This is a genomic window from Streptomyces sp. NPDC002144, assembly GCF_053593695.1.
In genome coordinates this window covers 158,425-177,468 of the sequence record NZ_JBSFDB010000023.1, presented here as the reverse complement: position 1 = coordinate 177,468, position 19,044 = coordinate 158,425, and the positions used below count along the sequence as shown (strand labels likewise).

At 70.8% G+C, this 19,044-nt stretch carries 14 protein-coding genes and 3 pseudogenes; 9 read left to right on the top strand and 8 right to left on the bottom strand.

Annotated features, from left to right (window positions below; translation table 11 throughout):
* Positions 1–332: 332 nt before the first annotated feature.
* Entirely contained in the window at positions 333–1,040 is a 708-nt protein-coding gene (locus ACWCQ1_RS31065; protein WP_133049082.1) for an SDR family NAD(P)-dependent oxidoreductase, read from the bottom strand.
* Between the two features lie 103 nt (positions 1,041–1,143).
* Here ACWCQ1_RS31065 and ACWCQ1_RS31060 point away from each other — a divergent pair, with 103 nt between their 5' ends.
* Complete coding sequence (locus ACWCQ1_RS31060) at positions 1,144–1,989, top strand: MmyB family transcriptional regulator (protein WP_133049083.1); 846 nt, start codon at positions 1,144–1,146, stop codon at positions 1,987–1,989.
* A 255-nt stretch (positions 1,990–2,244) separates the two neighbouring features.
* On the opposite strand, the pseudogene ACWCQ1_RS31055 reads toward ACWCQ1_RS31060, so the two are convergent.
* Positions 2,245–2,643 (bottom strand): annotated as a pseudogene (locus tag ACWCQ1_RS31055) (acyl-CoA dehydrogenase family protein); the annotation flags it as partial.
* A 96-nt stretch (positions 2,644–2,739) separates the two neighbouring features.
* Here ACWCQ1_RS31055 and ACWCQ1_RS31050 point away from each other — a divergent pair.
* Positions 2,740–3,423 (top strand): TetR/AcrR family transcriptional regulator, encoded by a 684-nt coding sequence (locus tag ACWCQ1_RS31050; RefSeq protein WP_451027851.1) that lies wholly within the window; start codon positions 2,740–2,742, stop codon positions 3,421–3,423.
* A 124-nt stretch (positions 3,424–3,547) separates the two neighbouring features.
* On the opposite strand, the gene argG is transcribed toward ACWCQ1_RS31050, so the two are convergent.
* A complete protein-coding gene (gene argG / locus ACWCQ1_RS31045; protein ID WP_133049085.1) occupies positions 3,548–5,002 on the bottom strand; it encodes an argininosuccinate synthase in 1,455 nt (484 codons plus the stop codon).
* 119 nt (positions 5,003–5,121) lie between these two features.
* The gene (locus tag ACWCQ1_RS31040) at positions 5,122–6,144 is read right to left on the bottom strand and encodes a LacI family DNA-binding transcriptional regulator (RefSeq protein WP_358605912.1); all 1,023 of its coding nucleotides are present in this window, start codon (positions 6,142–6,144) and stop codon (positions 5,122–5,124) included.
* 219 nt (positions 6,145–6,363) lie between these two features.
* Between ACWCQ1_RS31040 and ACWCQ1_RS31035 the strand changes: the two genes are divergently transcribed.
* The 6 genes and pseudogenes from ACWCQ1_RS31035 to ACWCQ1_RS31010 all read left to right on the top strand — a co-directional run.
* A complete protein-coding gene (locus tag ACWCQ1_RS31035; protein ID WP_358605915.1) occupies positions 6,364–8,280 on the top strand; it encodes a glycoside hydrolase family 127 protein in 1,917 nt (638 codons plus the stop codon).
* 29 nt (positions 8,281–8,309) lie between these two features.
* Positions 8,310–9,554: a sugar ABC transporter substrate-binding protein gene (locus tag ACWCQ1_RS31030; protein WP_451027850.1), complete on the top strand. Its 1,245-nt coding sequence runs from the start codon at positions 8,310–8,312 to the stop codon at positions 9,552–9,554.
* Between the two features lie 3 nt (positions 9,555–9,557).
* Positions 9,558–10,553, top strand: coding sequence for a carbohydrate ABC transporter permease (locus ACWCQ1_RS31025; RefSeq protein WP_451027849.1), 996 nt, complete (start codon positions 9,558–9,560; stop codon positions 10,551–10,553).
* A 56-nt stretch (positions 10,554–10,609) separates the two neighbouring features.
* Complete coding sequence (locus ACWCQ1_RS31020; protein WP_451027858.1) at positions 10,610–11,371, top strand: carbohydrate ABC transporter permease; 762 nt, start codon at positions 10,610–10,612, stop codon at positions 11,369–11,371.
* 50 nt (positions 11,372–11,421) lie between these two features.
* Complete coding sequence (locus ACWCQ1_RS31015; RefSeq protein WP_358605921.1) at positions 11,422–13,173, top strand: RICIN domain-containing protein; 1,752 nt, start codon at positions 11,422–11,424, stop codon at positions 13,171–13,173.
* A 197-nt stretch (positions 13,174–13,370) separates the two neighbouring features.
* Positions 13,371–13,508, top strand: a pseudogene (locus ACWCQ1_RS31010) (acyl-CoA-like ligand-binding transcription factor); the annotation flags it as partial.
* Between the two features lie 49 nt (positions 13,509–13,557).
* Here the strand turns inward: ACWCQ1_RS31010 and ACWCQ1_RS31005 are convergent.
* From ACWCQ1_RS31005 to ACWCQ1_RS30990, 4 genes and pseudogenes are all read right to left on the bottom strand, one after another.
* Positions 13,558–15,608, bottom strand: a pseudogene (locus tag ACWCQ1_RS31005) (beta-galactosidase).
* A gap of 59 nt (positions 15,609–15,667) precedes the next feature.
* The gene (locus ACWCQ1_RS31000) at positions 15,668–16,672 is read right to left on the bottom strand and encodes a LacI family DNA-binding transcriptional regulator (protein ID WP_451027857.1); all 1,005 of its coding nucleotides are present in this window, start codon (positions 16,670–16,672) and stop codon (positions 15,668–15,670) included.
* 208 nt (positions 16,673–16,880) lie between these two features.
* Positions 16,881–17,756, bottom strand: a complete 876-nt coding sequence (locus ACWCQ1_RS30995; RefSeq protein WP_451027848.1) for a fructosamine kinase family protein — start codon at positions 17,754–17,756, stop codon at positions 16,881–16,883.
* A 61-nt stretch (positions 17,757–17,817) separates the two neighbouring features.
* Positions 17,818–18,555: an ANTAR domain-containing protein gene (locus ACWCQ1_RS30990; RefSeq protein WP_358605930.1), complete on the bottom strand. Its 738-nt coding sequence runs from the start codon at positions 18,553–18,555 to the stop codon at positions 17,818–17,820.
* Positions 18,556–18,687: 132 nt separating this feature from the next.
* On the opposite strand from ACWCQ1_RS30990, the gene ACWCQ1_RS30985 reads away from it, so the two are divergent.
* Complete coding sequence (locus ACWCQ1_RS30985; RefSeq protein ID WP_358605933.1) at positions 18,688–19,038, top strand: helix-turn-helix transcriptional regulator; 351 nt, start codon at positions 18,688–18,690, stop codon at positions 19,036–19,038.
* Positions 19,039–19,044 lie beyond the last annotated feature (6 nt).

Below are 19,044 nucleotides of genomic sequence, written 5' to 3'. Positions count from 1 at the left end.
CCCCGATCTTCGACCTGGTCGACTACGGCGTGGTCGGCGACCTCTTCGACGTCGTCCCCCAGCTCACCGAGGAGATCAACACCCGCAAGGGCTGAGTGCTTTCAGGGGCTGCCCGGGCCGGTGGCGTCAATACGACCTGGGCAGCCCCAGCACGTGCTGGGACACGTAGTTCAGCACCATCTCCTGGCTGATCGGCGCGAGTCGCAGGAGCACTCGCCCTCCCCGCCGATGCGGGCGCTCGCCGGGACGCGCAGGCCGTCGATGAAGGTCTCGTTGGGCCGGAGCGCATGTGCGCGCGGAGCGGTCGGCGCCCCGGCTGGTTCAGCTGTGAGTCACCAGGGCAGGCGCCCGTTGACGTCGAAGTAGCCACCGGTCGGGCCGTCGGGGCCGATCTGCGCCATCCGCACGATGATCTCGGCGCCCTCCTCGACGGTCTGCGTGCCCGTGTTGCCGTTCAGGTCCGTCTTGGTGAAGCCCGGTTCCACGGAGTTGATCCGCATCGTCGGATACGCCTTCGCGAACTGCACGGTGAGCATGTTGACCGCGGTCTTGGAGGTCGGGTAGGCGATGCCGGGATAGAAGTGGGCTGGGTGTTCCGGGTCGGAGAGGTGGGTCAGCGACGCCAGTCCGCTGCTCACGTTGACCACGACCGGCGCGGCCGAGCGTTCCAGCAGGGGCAGGAACGCGTGCAGGACGCGGACCACGCCGAAGACGTTGGTCTCGAACGTGGTGCGCATGTGGTCGGCGGTGACGGTCGCCGCGACCGGCACGCTGTTGTCCTCGGTCCGGGTCTCCATGCCGGCGTTGTTGATCAGCACGTCGAGTCCGCCGTCGGCCTCGATCGTCTTGGCGGCGGCGTCCACGGAGGCGTCGTCGGTGACGTCGAGCCGTACGAACCGGGCGCCGAGCCGCTCGGCGGCCCGACGTCCGCGCTCGGGGTCGCGGGCGCCGACGTACACGGTGTGGCCCGCGGCGACGAGCCGACGGGCGGTCTCGAAGCCGAGACCCTTGTTCGCTCCGGTGATGAGTGTTGTCGTCATGCCGTCCACCTTCCGGCAGCACGGCGAGGTCAGCCAGAAGACCCTTCTTCCTGGGACTGCCGGTACCAGGCACATACACGGCCGACGGTGTTCACTGGGTGGCATGACGGCGACGGAACTCGGACAGGCGCTCAGGCGCTGGCGTGACCGCGTCGCCCCGGACGCGGCCGGGCTGCCCACCGGCGGGCACCGGCGCGCGGCCGGGCTGCGACGCGAGGAGCTGGCCCTGCTGGCCGGGATCTCGGCGGACTACATCACGCGTCTCGAACAGGGCCGTGCGACCAGTCCCTCCGCGCAGGTCGTCGAGGCGCTGGCCCGGGCGCTGAGGCTGTCGGCGGACGAGCGGGCGTATCTGTTCCGGCTGGCGGAGCTGGTGCCGCCGGGTCCGGAGGTGGTGCCGGCGTTCCTCACCCCGAGCGTGCAACGTCTGTTGGACCGGCTGGGGGACACCCCTGTAGGTGTCTCCGACGCGGCGATGAACCTGCTGGTGGCCAACCCGATGTATGCGGCGCTGATGGGCGATCAGTCCGCCCTGCGGGGCTTCGAACGCAACGGCGTGTGGCGCGCCTTCACCGGGATGCCGACCCGGGTGCGGCACACCCCGGAAGAACACCGCGCGTTCGAGGTCGGCATGGTCGCCGAGTTGCGGGCGACCTCAGCGCGTTACCCTGCCGACCGTCAACTGCGGCGGATGATCGCCGAGTTGCGTGGCCGGAGCGAGCGGTTCGCCGAGCTGTGGGACGCGGGGGTGGTGGGCCGGCTGGAAGCCTCCCACAAGACGATCGACCATCCTGAGGTGGGTCTGCTGACGCTGGACTGCGATCTGCTCAGGGTGGAGGCGAACGACCTCCACATCCTCGTCTACTCGGCCGAACCGGGCACCGAGGCGGCCGAGAAGCTGCGTCTGATCTCGGTCCTCGGCACCCAGAACCTGGTCGAGAGGCACTAACCTCCGGCGGTGCGACGACGCCCGGACACCGATGCTTGTCGCAGCCTCTCCTTCATCTCGTCCAACTTGGCCAGAAGCGGGTAGCCGCAGACGCTGAGGGCGTTGCCGTGCCCGGTCTGGTGGATGTCGAACACGGACTGGACGGCGGCGTGCAAGCCCTGCACGTCCTGCGTCTGGTTGACGGCGCGCCTGGAGCGCCTGGCACTCGCCGGCCGCAGCCTTGGCCAGGGAGGCGGCCAGGCCACGCCGTGGGTCGTCCTCGGCGATGGCGAGGACCGCGAAGTAGGTGAGGGCGCGGGCGTGTTCGACGGCCACGTGCATGTCGGCCGCCTTGTGCTGGACGGCCTGGAAGGAGCCGATCGGGGCGTCGAACTGGTGGCGGTCGCGGACGTGGTCGAGGACCAGGTCGACGCGCGCCGACAGGCGCCGACGACGGTCAGGGCGAGGCCGGTGAGGACGATGTGCCGGGCGGCCTCCGGATCGGCCCGGCCGCGGTCGCTCTCGGCGACCCGGACGTCGGGGAAGGTGACCTCGGCGATGTGCAGCAGGGGGTCGAAGACGGGTCTTCCAGGACGACGGCCAGTTCGACCGCGTCGGCGGCTCCGTCAATTCCTGGCGACGGCGCGCACCAGCGTCGATGTGCGAGAGTGACATTCTCCAATTTCCGAATCCGCAGTCTCCCTAACGTCACCCGAGCTGTCCATCTCCGTCGAAGGACGCTTGTCGTTAAACTGCAGTAATGTTCTCCCCATGGCACCAAAGGCAGACCAGCCCGTGAGCACCCCGGCCGAGGAACCTGCCTGGAAGCAGCGCGCGGTCGAGCGCTCCACGCAGGCGGCGAAACGTCGGGCCGAGCAGCGCGTGGAGCGGTTCCTCGACGCGGCCCAGGCGATCACGGCCGAGAAGGGGACCACCGACTTCACGGTCCAGGAGGTCGTGGACCGCTCGAAGCAGTCGCTGCGCAGCTTCTACCAGCACTTCGACGGCAAACACGAGCTGCTGCTGGCGCTGTTCGAGGACGCGATGAGCAAGTCGGCCGACGAGCTGCGGGCGCTCGCGGCCCAGCAGTCCGCTCCGCTGGACCGGATCCGGGTCGTCGTCCAGGAGTTGTTCGAGATCTCCCGCCCCGACCTCTCCGCCCGGCAGCGGCCGCTGTTCAGCGACTTCGCCATGCGCCTGCTCGTTTCGCACCCGGCCGAGATGCGGGTCGCCAACGCGCCGCTGCTCGCCCTGTTCACCGAGCTGATGGAGGAGCTGGAGGAGGCGGACCTGCTGCGCTCGGGTTTCACGGCGAGGCGGGTAGCGGCGCTGACCATGCAGACGGTCATGTTCAACGCCCGGTCCAGCGGCCAGGAGGGCGCGCATCCGATCACCGCGGAGGAGATCTGGGACTACTGTTCGAACGGTTTCACGGTGGACGCCTACTCATCCTGAGAAGTGCAGCCCGTACCGGCGCAACAGCCCCGGGACATCGAGGACATCCTGGCACTGTCAGCAGTGAGTCCCCGTAAAGGCGGAGGCCGGGTCGGTGACGACCCGGCCTCTCCTGCTTCCCGGCTCAGTCCGTGCCGGACTCCATGGCCGCGCGGTCCAGCAGCGCGTCCTCCTCCGAGACCGCACCGCGGGAGGCGATGGCCTCGGCGCCGCCCTCGGGCAGCTCGGGCATGGTGCCGATGAGCCCGGTCGCGGCGGCCTGGGAGGCGCCGATGGTGGGGCTGCCGGTGCCGATCAGGCCGAGGCCGACGTACTGCTCCAGCTTGGCGCGCGAGTCGGCGATGTCGAGGTTGCGCATGGTCAGCTGGCCGATCCGGTCGACCGGGCCGAACGCGGAGTCCTCGGTGCGCTCCATCGACAGCTTGTCGGGGTGGTAGCTGAACGCCGGGCCCGTGGTGTCGAGGATCGAGTAGTCCTCGCCGCGCCGCAGCCGCAGGGTGACCTCGCCGGTGATCGCCGAGCCGACCCAGCGCTGCAGCGACTCACGGATCATCAGCGCCTGCGGGTCCAGCCAGCGGCCCTCGTACATCAGCCGGCCGAGGCGACGGCCTTCGTTGTGGTACTGGGCGAGGGTGTCCTCGTTGTGGATGGCGTTGACCAGGCGCTCGTAGGCGGCGTGCAGCAGGGCCATGCCGGGGGCCTCGTAGATGCCGCGGCTCTTGGCCTCGATGATCCGGTTCTCGATCTGGTCGGACATGCCCAGGCCGTGGCGGCCGCCGATGGCGTTGGCCTCCATCACCAGGTCGACGGCGGTGGCGAACTCCTTGCCGTTGATCGTCACCGGACGGCCCTGGTCGAAGCCGATCGTCACGTCCTCGGTGGCGATCTCGACGGCGGGGTCCCAGAACCGGACACCCATGATGGGCTCGACGGTCTCGACGCCGGTGTCCAGGTGCTCCAGGGTCTTGGCCTCGTGGGTGGCGCCCCAGATGTTGGCGTCGGTGGAGTAGGCCTTCTCGGTGCTCGCCCGGTAGGGCAGCTCATGGGCGAGCAGCCACTCCGACATCTCCTTGCGGCCGCCGAGCTCGGTCACGAAGTCCGCGTCGAGCCACGGCTTGTAGATCCGCAGGTTCGGGTTGGCGAGCAGGCCGTAGCGGTAGAACCGCTCGATGTCATTGCCCTTGTAGGTCGAGCCGTCGCCCCAGATCTGGACGTTGTCCTCGAGCATCGCCCGCACCAGCAGCGTGCCGGTGACGGCGCGGCCGAGCGGCGTGGTGTTGAAGTAGGCGCGCCCGCCGGAGCGGATGTGGAACGCGCCGCAGGTCAGCGCGGCCAGGCCCTCCTCGACCAGCGCGGCGCGGCAGTCGACCAGGCGCGCGATCTCGGCACCGTAGGTCTTCGCACGCCCGGGCACCGAGGCGATGTCGGGTTCGTCGTACTGACCGATGTCGGCGGTGTAGGTGCAGGGGACGGCGCCCTTGTCGCGCATCCACGCGACCGCGACGGAGGTGTCGAGGCCGCCGGAGAAGGCGATGCCGACGCGCTCGCCGGCGGGAAGGGAGGTGAGGACCTTGGACATAGCAAGAGTATGCATCAACTCGCATGGTCATGCAAAGCCCGCCTCCACAACCTCACCGAAGTCACACGCCGTCCCACGATCACCGCCCCCGAGACCTCACGCGAACTCCCTCGGCAGCCTCACGTGGACTCCCGTACGACCAGCCGGCACGGCACCGTGTGCACGCCCGGCACCGGACCCGAGTCGATGGCCTCCAGCAGCTTCAGCGCGGCGATCCGGCCGATCTCCGTGAGGTCCATGTCGATCGTGGTGAGCGGCGGGCGGCAGGCCAGCGCCATGGTGTCCCAGTTGTCGTAGCCGACGACGGCGATCCGCCCGGGCACCTCGATGCCGCGCTCGCGCAGCGCGTCCGCCACCCCGCGCGCGATCTGGTCGTTGCCGCAGAAGAAGGCGTCGGTGTCGGGTGCCGTACGCAGGACCGCGTCGGCGGCGCGGCGCCCCCACGCCTCGCTCCACTCGCCGAAGTGGACGCGCCCGCCGGCGAGCTCCAGCGAGGAGTGGGCGAGCAGGTCGAGGGCGTGACGGGCGCGGTCACGGGCGGCGGCATGGTGCTCCGGGCCGGTGACATGGGCGATACGGGTGCGCCCGGTGGCTGTCAGGTGCTCGACGGCGAGACGCGCGCCGCCCCGGTCGTCGGAGGCGACGGAGGTGTCGGCGGGGTCGGTGGACGGGGAGAGCGCGTAGACGATCGGGATGCCGTCGACGCCCTGCAGGGACGGCCGCGGGTCGGTGCGGCGGCCGGTGACGATGATGCCGTCCACCCGCCGGTCCATGAGATTGCGCAGATGGTGCTGTTCCCGGATGGTGTCGCCCCGGGTGTCGCACAGGAGCACGGAGATCTTCCCGGCGCCGAGCGCGTCCTCGGCGCCCAGCAGCACGGGCGTGCTGAAGCGCCCGATGCCGTCCGTCGTCATCAGGCCGACCGTCCAGCTGCGCCCGGTGTGCAGGCTCTGCGCGTGCTGGTTGGGCCGGAAGCCGAGCTCCTCCACGGCGTCGAGCACCCGCTGCCGGGTCTCCGGGCGCATCCGTCCGCTGCCGCTGAGCGCCTTGGAGGCCGTGCCCACGCTGACACCGGCGAGCGCGGCGACGTCGGCGAGCTTCGCCCGGGCGGCAGAGGGGGAACGCGGAGCGGCTTCGGTCACGAGCAATCCTTTTCTCAATCGTCGTCCCTCGCGGGTTCGGCGCCGTCCATGGTGTCAGGCGGCCCGCTGGAGTGCCAGTCCTTGAGCAACCAGAGAAACACTGTGCAGACCTCTTGACCGCGATCCCCTGACTGCCCTCTACTCATCGGCGAGGAAAACGGTTGCGCACACCGTTGCCCAGTCCCGGTCGCTCCCCCGCCTTCGACCTCTCGGAGAGCCATGCCCCGCACCCACTCCGCCCAGCCGTCCCCCACCGGCCCGGTCCGTCTCGGCCCCGGCTCCCACTCGGCCCTGCGCCCCGTCGCGGTCGACGTGGCCGACGGCTTCTGGCACGCCCGCCGCGAGGTCAACGCCCGCACATCCATCCCCCAGGGCCCCGGCCTGCTGGAGTCCGCGGGCAATCTGCACAACCTCCGGCTGGCGGCCGGCACGGCCGACGGCGAGTTCCGGGGCGCCTACCCGTTCGTGGACACGGACGTCTACAAGTGGCTGGAGGCCGCCGCCTGGCAGCTGGCCCAGGGACCGTCGGCACAGCTGGAGTCGGACGTCGACCGGATCGTCTCGCTCGTCGCCGCCGCCCAGCAGCCCGACGGGTACCTGAACACCTGGTTCCAGCTGGTCAAGGGCGGCGAGCGCTACCAGGACCTGCGCTGGGGCCACGAGTTGTACTGCGCCGGCCATCTCATCCAGGCCGCCGTGGCCCACCACCGGACCACCGGCCGCACCGAACTCCTCGATGTGGCACGCAGGTTCGCCGACCACCTCGACGCGGTGTTCGGTCCGCCCGGCAGCGGCAAGAAGATCGACGGCATCGACGGCCACCCCGAGGTGGAGACCGCCCTGGTGGAGCTGTACCGGGAGACAGGCGAGCGCCGCTACCTCGACCTCGCCGGCTACTTCGTCGACCGGCACGGCCACGGCCTGCTCGGCGGGGAGGCCTACTGCCAGGACCGGGTGCCGGTGCGCGAGGCGACGAACGTCGAGGGCCACGCCGTACGGCAGTTGTATCTGCTGGCCGCGGTCGCCGACCTGGCCACCGAGACCGGGGAGGCCGAACTCCGGTCCGCCGCCGAGCGGTTGTGGCAGGCCATGACCACCACCAAGACTCATCTCACCGGCGGGCTCGGCGCCCACCACGAGTGGGAGGACTTCGGCGACCCGTACGAACTGCCCAACGAGCGCGCCTACTGCGAGACCTGCGCCGCCATCGCCTCCGTGCAGTGGAGCTGGCGCATGGCCCTGCTCACCGGCGAGGCCCGCTATTCCGACCTGGTCGAACGCACCTTGTTCAACGGCTTCCTGGCCGGCGTCTCCCTCGACGGCGAGTCCTGGCTGTACGTCAACCCGCTCCAGGTCCGCGACGGCCACACCGACCCCGGCGGCGACCAGTCGGCGCGCCGCACCCGCTGGTTCCGCTGCGCCTGCTGCCCGCCGAACGTGATGCGGCTGCTGGCCGCCCTGGAGCACTACCTCGCCACGAGCGACGACGAGGGTCTGCAGATCCACCAGTACGTCACCGGCCGCTACTCCGCCGGCCCGATCGCCGTACGCGCCGAGACCGACTACCCCTGGCACGGCACGATCGCCCTCACCGTCGAGGACACCCCGGCCGACCGGCCCTGGACACTGTCCCTGCGCATCCCGCGCTGGTGCCGCGACTTCCGGGTGCGGTGCGGGGAGGAGACGTACGACTCCCCCGCGCGGGACGGCTGGCTGCGGCTGGAGCGGACCTGGGCGCCCGGGGACCGGGTCGTGCTGGAGCTGGTCATGGAACCCCGGCTCACCGCGGCCGATCCGCGCGTGGACGCCGTGCGCGGCTGCGTGGCCATCGAACGCGGGCCGCTCGTCCACTGCCTGGAACAGGTCGACCACCCCGGGGGCGGCCTGGACGACATCGTCATCGACACCACACGTCCACTCGCCGTGAAGCACCGCCCCGACCTGCTGGGCGGCGTCACCACGGTCGTGGCGGCCGGCCGGCGCCGGCACATCCCGGACGCCGGCTGGTGGCCGTACACCACCGCCGACGAACCCGCGCGGCAGGACGGCGACCCCGTCGAGCTCACCGCGATCCCCTACTACGCCTGGGCCAACCGCCGGGACGGCGCGATGCGCGTCTGGCTGCCCACCTCCTGAGCCCCTTCTCCACGACAACGAGGTCACCCGTGATATCCACCCGCCGCACTCTCCTGGCCGCGGTCGCCGCCGTCGGCACGCTCGCCTCCCTCACCGCCTGCGGAGGAAGCTCCGGTTCCTCCGGCTCCTCCGGCTCGACCGGCGGGACGTACACCTTCTGGGACCCCTACCCGCAGTTCGACGCCTCCTCGGCCTGGGGCAAGCTCGTGACCTCGTGCGGCACCAAGGCCGGGGTGAAGCTCAAGCGCACCGCGTACGACACCACGGACCTGGGCAACAAGGCGCTGCTGGCCGCGCAGCAGGGCAACGCTCCCGACGTCATGCTCGTCGACAACCCGGTCGTCTCCACGCTGGTGGAGGCGGGGATCCTCAACAAGACGAGCGACCTGGGCCTGAACACGTCGTCGATCCAGAAGAACATCATCGGCGCGGGCACCATCGACGGCGCCTCCTACGGGGTGCCGATCGGCGCCAACACCCTCGCGCTCTACTACAACAAGAAGGTCCTCACCGCGGCCGGCGTCGACCCGGCCTCCGTCAAGGACTGGAACTCGCTCACCGCCGCGCTGAAGAAGGTCAAGGCGGCCGGGAAGAAGGGCATCACGTTCTCCGCGATCAACACGGAGGAGGGCAGCTTCCAGTTCCTGCCCTGGTTCTGGGGCGCGGGAGGCGATCTCACAAAGCTCGACTCCGACAAGGGCGTTGCCGCCCTCACGCTCTGGAAGCAGTGGGTGGACGCCGGCTACGCGCCCAAGGACGTCCTGCAGAACACCCAGACCACCAGCTGGCAGGAGTTCGCCACCGGCGACTACGCGTTCAGCGAGAACGGCACCTGGCAGCTGGGCAACGCGGACAAGGCCGGCTTCGACTACGGCATCGTCAACATCCCCGCGCAGAACGGCGGTTCGGCACCCGTGCCGACGGGCGGCGAGTTCGTGACGGTGCCCGTGCAGAAGGACACCGGGCGCTACGCCGCCAGCAAGAAGATCGTCACATGTCTGACCAGCGACGCGAACCTGCTGCCCACCGACACCACACTGATGTACGTCGCTCCCACGGCCTCGGTCCAGGCCGAACAGGTGAAGCAGAACCCGAAGCTCAAGCCCTGGGTGGACGCGGTCGCGGCCGCCCGCGGCCGCACCAGCGGCGGTCTGGGCACGAAGTACCCGACCATCTCGCAGCCGATGTGGACCGCGGTCCAGGCGGCGCTGTCGGGCGGCAAGAGCCCCAAGGACGCGCTGGACGCCGCGCAGGCCGCGGCGGGGAAGGGCTGACCGGTGGCCGTGAGTCTGCGGGTCCGCGGGGGCCCGCCGCGCCCGGCGGCGAAGCCGCACACCGGCGAGGCGCGGCGCCCCGACCGGGACGCCGCACAGCACAGGGCCCGCCTGTCCCCCGCCCTTCGGCGTCGGCTGACCGCGCTCGCCTACGTCCTTCCCCTGCTCGCCTACCTCGCCGCCTTCTACCTCTATCCGCTCTACCGCAACCTCGACCTGAGCCTGCGCGACTACACCGTCCGCTCCTTCGTGGCCGGGGACGCGCCGTTCTCCGGCTGGGCCAACTTCCGGAAGGTGCTGGACGATCCGACGTTCGGCCCGGCGATACGGCACACGATGGTCTTCACCTTCGTGTCCATCGCCTTCCAGTACGTCATCGGGCTCGCCCTCGCGGTCTTCTTCAACCGGCACTTTCGTCTCGCGCCCACCCTGCGTGCCCTGTTCCTCATCCCGTGGCTGCTGCCGCTGATCGTGTCGGCGTCGACCTGGTCGTGGATGTTCAACAGCGAGTCGGGAGTGGTGAACTACTTCCTGCACTTCCTCGGGGCCGGCCCGGTCGGCTGGCTGACCTCGCCGGACTGGGCGCTGACGTCGGTGATCGTCGCCAACATCTGGATCGGCATCCCGTTCAACCTGGTGATCCTCTACAGCGGTCTGCAGAACATCCCGGCCGAGCTGTACGAGGCGGCGGCCCTGGACGGGGCGAGCGCCTGGCAGCAGTTCCGGCGGATCACCTTCCCGCTGCTGCGGCCGGTGTCCGCGATCACCCTGCTCCTCGGTCTCGTCTACACCCTCAAGGTGTTCGACCTGATCTGGATCATGACCAAGGGCGGTCCGGGTGACTCCTCCTCGACCCTGGCGACCTGGTCGTACCAGCTGGGCTTCGGCACGCTGCTGCCCAAGTTCGGCCCCGGGGCCGCGGTCGGCAACATCCTCATCCTCATCGCGCTCGTCTTCGGGCTGCTGTACATCCGCGTGCAGAGGAGGCAGGAAGCGTGAAGTCCCGCTCCAGAAGCCGCCGTCACACCGTCGTCGGCCTCGTCCTCACCGCGTTGATGCTGTTTCCGGTGTACTGGATGCTCAACGTGTCGCTCACCCCGCAGCAGGACATGCGCAAGGACCCGCCCGACCTGTTCCCGCTGCACCCCACCTTCGAGGGCTACCGGGCCGTCCTGGACGACCAGTTGCCCTACCTCGGCACCAGCCTGCTCATCGGCCTCGGCACGGTCGCGCTGACCCTGCTGCTCGCCGCCCCGGCCGGCTACTCCCTGGCGAAGCTCCGCCCGCGCGGGGGCGGCGCGCTCGGACTCGTCCTGCTGGTCGCGCAGATGATCCCCGGGATCGTCATGGCGATGGGCTTCTACGGCATCTTCCTCGACCTCGGTCTGCTCAACTCCTGGTGGGGGCTGATCATCGCGGACTCCACCATCGCCGTGCCGTTCGGCGTCATGATCTTCACCGCGTTCATGTCGGGCATCCCCGGCGAGCTCATCGCCGCGTCCCGGATCGACGGTGCCGGCACCTTCCGCACCTTCTGGTCGGTGGTGCTGCCGGTGAGCCGCAACGCCCTGGTCACCGTCTCGCTGTTCAGCTTCCTGTGGGCCTGGTCCGACTTCGTCTTCGCCAACACCCTGGACGGCGGCGGCGATCTGAGGCCGATCACCCTCGGCATCTACAAGTACATCGGCAACAACAACCAGGAGTGGAACGCGATCATGGCCACCGCCGTCGTCGCGTCCGTCCCCGCAGCGGTCCTGCTGGTCCTCGCCCAGCGCTATGTGGCCGCGGGTGTCACCGCGGGCGCCGTGAAGGACTGACACCACCCGCGATTCCCCTCTCCCCCTTCCTCCCTGAGGAGACCTCTGTCATGAGCCGCACAAGACCCCCCGTTCCCGCGCGCCTGACGGCCGCCCTCGGCGCCGCCGCCCTCACCGCGGCCGCCCTCGCCACCGCCGCACCGGCCCAGGCGGCCCCCACGTCCTCGACCACCCTGGTCGTCAACGCCGACCAGACCCTCCGCTCCGTCACCCATGTGGCGACCGGCAGCCTCTACGGCCTCGCCGACGCGAGCACCCCGGCCGACAGCCTGGTCACCCCGCTCAAGCCGAACACCTTCGTCCAGATGGCCCCGGGCGGCTCCCAGTTGCCCAACGGAGAGCCCAAGCCGGCGGGCGACGCCCTGGTGGTCGCCGCCAAGGCGGCGAACGCCGGCGCCAAGGTCGTCGTACGCATGCCGGACTGGTACCCGAACTTCCCCTACAAGTGGGTGAGCTGGAGCGACTGGCTGTCCGCCGTGGACAAGCAGGTCGCGTCCGTGCAGTCCTCCGGCGCCACGAACATCGCCGCGTACGAACTGTGGAACGAGCCCGACTGGACGTGGGACACCACCAACGCGGGCGCCTTCGACGCGGGATGGGCGCGCACTTACCAGGAGGTCCGCGCGAAGGACACCAGGACGCCGATCCAGGGGCCGAGTTACTCGGCCTGGAACCAGTCCTGGATGAGCACGTTCCTCACCGACGCCAAGGCGAGCGGCACCGTGCCGGACATCATCTCCTGGCACGAGCTGCAGGGTTCGCAGAACATCGCCGCGCATGTCTCCGCCTACCGCTCGCTGGAGAGCAGCCTGGGCATCAGCCCGCGCCCCATCGCCATCGAGGAGTACGGCACCACGAGCGAAGTCGGCGTGCCAGGACCGCTCGTCGGCTATGTCGCCAAGTTCGAGCGGGCCGGTGTGCACGACGCCGAGCTGGCGTTCTGGAACCACTACGGCACCCTCGGCGACACCCTGACCGACACCGGAGGCTCACCGAACGGCGCGTACTGGCTCTACAAGTGGTACGGCGACATGTCCGGGAACATGGTCGTCACCACTCCTCCGGCGCAGACCGGCATCGACGGCTTCGCCGCCCGGAACGGGGCCGGCAACCAGATCAGCGTCGTCGCCGGCGGCTGCACCGGCTCCTGCGCCGTCACCGTGAGCGGCCTGTCCTCGCTGTCGGCCTTCGGCAGCACGGTGCACGTCAAGCTGGAGTACACCCCCTCCAAGGGCCGTACCACGGCGGTCTCCGGCCCGGTCACCGTCTCGGACACCGACTTCCCGGTCAGCAACGGCTCCATCACCGTGCCCGTCACGATGAACGCCTCCGACGGCTACCACCTGGTCGTCACCCCGAGCGGCACCAGCACCTCACTGGCCGGCCGGTACCAGATCACCAACAAGAACAGCGGTCTCGCCCTCGACACCAGCGGCGCGGGCACCGCCCAGGGCACCTCGGTCGTGCAGGCCACGTCCACCACGGGCACCGACCAGAACTGGACCCTCGTGGCCGCAGGGAACGGCCTGTACAAGATCCAGCAGCAGGCGAGCGGGCTGCTGCTCGGCATCAACGCCATGAGCACCAGCGACGGCGGCACCGCCCTGATCTGGGGCGACAACGGAACCGCCGACCACCTCTGGCAGCTCGTCCCGGACGGCGGCGGCTATTACAAGATCGCCAACTACAACAGCGGACTGCTGCTCGGCGTGAACAACATGAGCACGTCCTCCGGCGCCCAGGTCCTGCAGTGGGACGACAACGGCACGGCGGACCACCTGTGGAAGCTCACTTCCCGGTGAGCCGGGCCGGCGTGTCGCGGAAGTCGTCGGTCTGGAAGGACTGTTCCTCGGCGCTCGTGGCGTAGTCGAGGGTGGCGAGCACCGCACGTTCCAGATGCGTGTTGCGGACGCGTTCGGTGCTCTCCGCCGCCTGCCTCGGCAGCCCGGCGATCCGTTCCCAGCGCCAGGGGGTCGTGGACCACGCTGATGCACGGCGAATGGCGGCAGTCGTCGCGGAGTTCGCGGCGGACCGGCTGGAGCGGGCGGTGGACGACCTCCTCCCCCATGCGATCGCCCACGCCTGCCTGGGTGCCGCAGTCGCCGCCCACGAGCAGTGGCTGCGGCAGGACGGTTGCGACCTGTCCGGTGCCGCAGCCGGACAGCTGACTCGGACCGGTGCCGCGCTCACTCCTCGAGCACCTTCACGTCCCACGGCCCCAGTGGCACACCCTCGTCGTACACGGTGTCCGACAGCACGTCCCGCAGGGGCTCGGGCACGGGCACGGACACCGGCTCCCACGACCAGTTGTGCAGGAAGCGGACCCGGCGGCCGTCCGGGGCGGTGGCCGTGGTCGAGGTGACGCTCGGGTGGGCCGGGCGCCAGGAGTCGACCGGGGCGGTCCAGTCGAACAGGGCGCGGGCGAAGGCCGGGTCGGGGACCGTGCCGACATGGGTGACACGGCCCTTGCCGTACGGGTGCGTGGTGACCGCCGGCCACCGGCCGAAGTGCGGGTGGACGTACCCGGCCAGTTCCTCGGCACCCTGCGGGCGCAGCCCGTCCGCCCAGTACAGGGCGTGCGCCTCCGGCGGGAGGGCGAGAGCGGCGGTGCCGCTGACCGGCAGGGGCCCGTCGAGGTTGCTGAACTCGTCGTACGTCACCCCGGCCGCCTCCGCCAGTCGCGCCGGCTGGGCGTCCGTGCGGGCCCGGGCCTCGTGATCGCCGTAAGCGGTGCGCGGACCGAGGACGAGGTGGCCGCCCCGCTCGGCGTGGGCCTTGAGCCGGTCGAGGACCGCGTTGTCGGCCGCGTAGTAGGCGGGGACCACCAGGACGGGAGGGAGGTCGGCGTCGGGGAGTTGGCGCGGGTGCAGGATGCGGGACTGCAGGCCCGCGTCGAAGGCGCCCCGGTAGAAGGCGTCGAAGATCCTCTCGTACGAGCGGGCGTCCGGACCGCCGTCCGCGTCGGCGAGGGGCGGCTGCCCCTGCAAGGCCCACTTGCTGGGGCCGTCGTAGAGGAACGCCACGTCGGCGTCCGGGGTCAGCTGGGCCACCAGGTCCCCGGCCTTCTCCAACTCGGCCCCGAGAGCGGCCAGTTCGCGGTAGACGCGGCCCGGCCGGCCGTTGTGAGGGAGGATGCCGCCCCAGTAGGTCTCAGCGCCGAAGTGCAGGGTGTGCCAGTGCCAGTACTCGATCATCGAGGCACCGCGCGAGACCAGCGCCCAGGCGGCCTGGCGCCACTGGCCGTCGTAGGCGGGCCGGTTGTTCCAGGAGAAGCCGATCGCCTGCGCGTTGGTCTCCGTCACCAGGAACGGCTCCTGGCGGGAGGAGTACATGCGGTCGGCGCTGCGGTACAGCGCCCAGGTGCCGTTGGTCGTCCAGTCCTGGGCGGAGCTGCCCCGGTCGGGCAGGGCGAGGGCGTCCTGCATCGTGTAGTAGGGGTTGCCCGCCGTGACGTCGAGACGTTCGGTGAGCCGGTCGTCCTCCACGCCCGGACGGTCGTAGGAGATGCAGGTGGTGACGAACTGGCCGGGCCGGCGTACTCGCGCACGATGTCGGCCTGCCAGGCGATGAACTCCGTGACCAGACGGGCCTGGAACCGGCGCCAGGCGAGGTCGTACTGCGGCTGGGCGTTGCCGTCCGGCCGCCACAGGTCGGCCCAGGTGGACAGCCGGTGCGACCAGTAGACGAGCCCCCATTCCCGGTTGAGGGTCTCCACATCGCCGTACCGCGCGCGGAGTTCGTCGGTGAAGCGCTGGAACACCCCATGGTTGTGCAGGAGATGCAGGCCCGGTTCGTTGTCGACCTGGAAGCCGATCACGGCCGGGTGGTCGGCGTACCGGGCGACGACCTTCCGGATGATCCGCTCGGCGTGGAAACGGAACGCCGGATGCGTGATGTCGACCTCCTGCCGGGCCCCCCAGCCGATGCGCTCACCCGTGCGGGCCTCCCCGGTGATCTCCGGGTACTGGCGGGCCAGCCACGGCGGCACGGCGTACGTCGGCGTGCCCAGGATCACCGAGATGCCCCGCTCGTGCGCGCCGTCGAGCACCGGCTGGAGCCAGTCCAGGTCGAACCGTCCGTTCTCCGGCTCCCAGGTCGACCACACCGATTCGCCGATCCGGATGACCGTGAAGCGCGCCTCGGCCATCAGGTCGAGGTCGTCCTTCAGCCGCTCGTGGGGCTGGTACTCGTGGTAGTAGGCGGCGCCGAACAGAACGCGGCGAGGAAGCGGGAACATCCTTCTCCCATACGGTCGAGAGGTAGCTCTGCGGGAACTGCCAAGAGGCCGACGCGCGTTCAGCGGCGGGGCGGTGCGGGTCCGCGGGCCGGTCCGGTGGAGGCCCGTACGGTCAACTCGACGGCGGGGGCCACGGATTCGGCGGGAGTGGGCCGCCCTTCGATCATGGCGACGAGCACGTCGACCGCGCGCTCGGCGACGACGGTGAAGTCCTGGCGGACGGTGGTCAGGGGCGGTGAGAGGTAGGCGGCGGCGGGGATGTCGTCGAAACCGACGACGCTCACGCCGTCCGGTACGGACACTCCCGCTTCGGCGAACGCCCGCAGCGCACCGATGGCCATGTCGTCGTTGGCGGCGAACACGGCGGTGACGTCCGGAAGTTGGGCGAGCCGTCGCCCTGTGGCGTACCCGGAGGCCGGGGTCCAGTCGCCGGCCTCCGGCAGGGGCGGTTCGGGCGCGCCGGCGGCGGCGAGGGCCTCGCGCCAGCCCCGTACACGGTCACGGGCCGCCCACCAGTCCTGCGGACCGGGGATGTGCCAGACGGTGCGGTGACCCAGGGAGAGCAGATGCTCGGTGGCGATCCGGGCCGCGAGGGCGCCGTCGGCGCCGACCACCGCACTGACGCCACCGGTCTGTTCCAGCCCCTCGGCGAGGCTGACGACGGGTACGTCCGCGCTGATGCGGAGCGGAGTGCCGTCGTCGATGGGTTCGGACAGGATGATGCCGTCGACGCCCTGTTCCAGCAGCGCCTCCGCGGCGACCGGGACGCGCTGCCCTTCCAGGGTGCTGGCCACGGCGAAGGAGTAGCCCGTCCGCTGCATCGCCCGTTCCAGCGCGATGAGCAGGGTCGAGGGACCGTACAGGGCGGTGCCCAGGGAGACGACGCCGATGCGCCGGTAGCGGCCCAGGAGCAGGGCGCGCGCCGCGTTGTTCGGGCGGTAGTCCAGCTCCTCGATGACCCTCAGCACGCGGTCGCGCACCTCGGGGCTGACGTGCGGTTCCCCGTTGACCACCCGCGACACGGTCTTCTGCGAGACACCGGCCGCGCGGGCGACCTCGGTCATGCCGGGGCCGTGACGGCGGCGCCGGGAACCGTCCGGGGTCCCCTCGGTTCTGCTCGTGGCCATGCGCTCTCCAGCGGATTCCCTGTCGTGACTACGTAGTCAACCGAGGCCGACCGGGAGGGCGGTGCTTTGACTACGTAGTCATGTCAGTGTCTGGAAGAACGAGAGCCGCGTCAATGGGTCAGTACCCGCCGACGTCGGTTCCAGGTCATCGCGCGAGCGCCGCCCGGGTCACCGCGAGGGCCTGCTCGGCGTAGGAGCGGCCGAACAGTACGGCGTGGACCAGCAGGGGGAAGAGCTGGTGCAGCCCGACGCGGTCCCGCCAGCCGTCGGCCAGCGGTGCGGCCTGCCGGTAGCCGTCCAGGACATGGTCCAGGTGCGGGCAGCCGAAGAGGTGGAGCATCGCGAGGTCGGTCTCCCGGTGGCCGCCGTGCGCGGCCGGGTCGATCAGCCAGGCGTGGCCGTCGGCACCCCAGAGCACATTGCCGTTCCACAGGTCGCCGTGCAGCCGGGCGGGGGGTTCGGCGGGACCCGCCAGGTCGGGCAGCCGCTCGCAGAGGCGCTCGACGGCGGACGTCTCGGCGGGGCGGATCACACCCCCGTCGACCGCGGCACGCAGATACGGCAGCACCCGGAGCTCGGCGTACCAGCGGGGCCAGTCGGCGCCGGGGACGTTCCGCATCGGGGCGAGCCCGATGTACGCGTCGACGGGGCCGTCGGGCGGCGGCGCGCCGAACGCGGGTGCGCCGGCCGCGTGCAGTGCGGCCAGCTCGCGCCCGAACTCCTCCGCCGTCCGTGCCCTCGCCCGGCCCCGCGGTACGAGATCGGTGACCAGCCAACTCCCCTCGTACCCATGGACATCCGGAACGCGAACCGTGCCCGCGTCCGCCAGCCAGCGCAGTCCCGCCGCCTCGGCCCGCACGGCGTCGGGCTCGTCGGCCCGCTTCACCAGCACCGGTCCACCGCCGTCGAGGGCGACTTCGGTGACCGCACCGGACAGCGGGCGCTCACCGCGCACCGCACGCCCGGTCAGCCGCGCCGCCGCCGCACCGGGCCCGTCACCGGCCGGCGCCCGTCCGCTCATGCGGTGCGCCGCCGGACGGTCCCGGGGGCCGCGGGGCGCACCGTCGAGGCCCCGGGCCCCCTCACGCGGGCGGAGCCTCCATCACCCGGCGGGCCTGCGTGACCGCGGCCGCCACCTGCTGCTGGACCTCCTCGGGCAGCGGCACCCCCTGCACGGTGTCCACCAGATCCTGCGCCAGCACGTGCAGCTTGGTGTTGGTGTTCTGCGACGCCGTGACGAGCACGGTCCATGCGGCCTCCGGAGTCAGGTTGAACGTGGCCATCAGGATGCCCCGGGCCAGATCGATGCCGGGCCGGGTCCGCATGGCACGCCGTAACTCGGCGACCTCCCTGCGCAGTTCGCCGTCGACGTCCACGCGCGGGACACGCTCGTCCGGGGCGGCCCAGGCGCCCTCCGAGGCGGGCTCGGCCTGCGGGAACAGCTCCCGGGCGCCGGTCAGTTCCAGGAGCCGGTCGACCGAGGGACAGCTCACGCGCAGGGTCACCGTCTTGCCGTGGTCCATGGCCCGCCGCCGCAGATCCAGCAGCAGATTGAGCCCAGCGCAGTCACAGAACCCGACCTCGCCCAGGTCCAGGTCGACGCCTCCGGCCGAGTCGTCGAGCGCCTCCTCCAGGTTGTCCCGCAGCCGTCGGCTGCCGAAGTCGAGCTCGCCGTCGATCCGGATGTCCGTACGCTCGCCGACCGGCAGCACATGGATCGTCGCGAGGCACGGAGGCACGGCCGACGGGGCACCGCCGACCGTCGTGCCGTCGGCGTCCTGCCTCGTACGGGGCCGCGCCGCGTGCGCAGGCTCCGTCATGGCGTCTCTCCCTCGTGTGCTCGCCCGCCTTCGACTCCAAGGTTCCCCGCTTCGGCCCACATACGTCAACCAATACAGGAAACGCAGTACGTGTTTTTGAATGCGTGAATGCTGGGTCGCTACAGTAGGGGCATGGATGGAGTGCCCGAGCCACACACCGGATGGACGTTCATCACGAATCACGCGCGCGTGCTGGCCGCCATCGCGGACAACCCCAGCGCCCGGATCCGGGACATCGCCGCCCACTGCCGCCTCACCGAACGCGCCGTCCAGAAGATCATCGCCGACCTGGAGCAGGCCGGATACCTCTCCCACACCAGGGAAGGACGTTCCAACACGTACCGGATCGACCCCAGCAAGGTGCTGCGGCACCCGGCCGAGGCTGGCCTCACGGTGGCGTCGCTGCTCTCACTGCTCATCCAGGCCGAGGCGGACCGCACGACCACCGCTCAGCAGGACTCCCGCCCGCACGCCTCGGCCTGAGCGAAC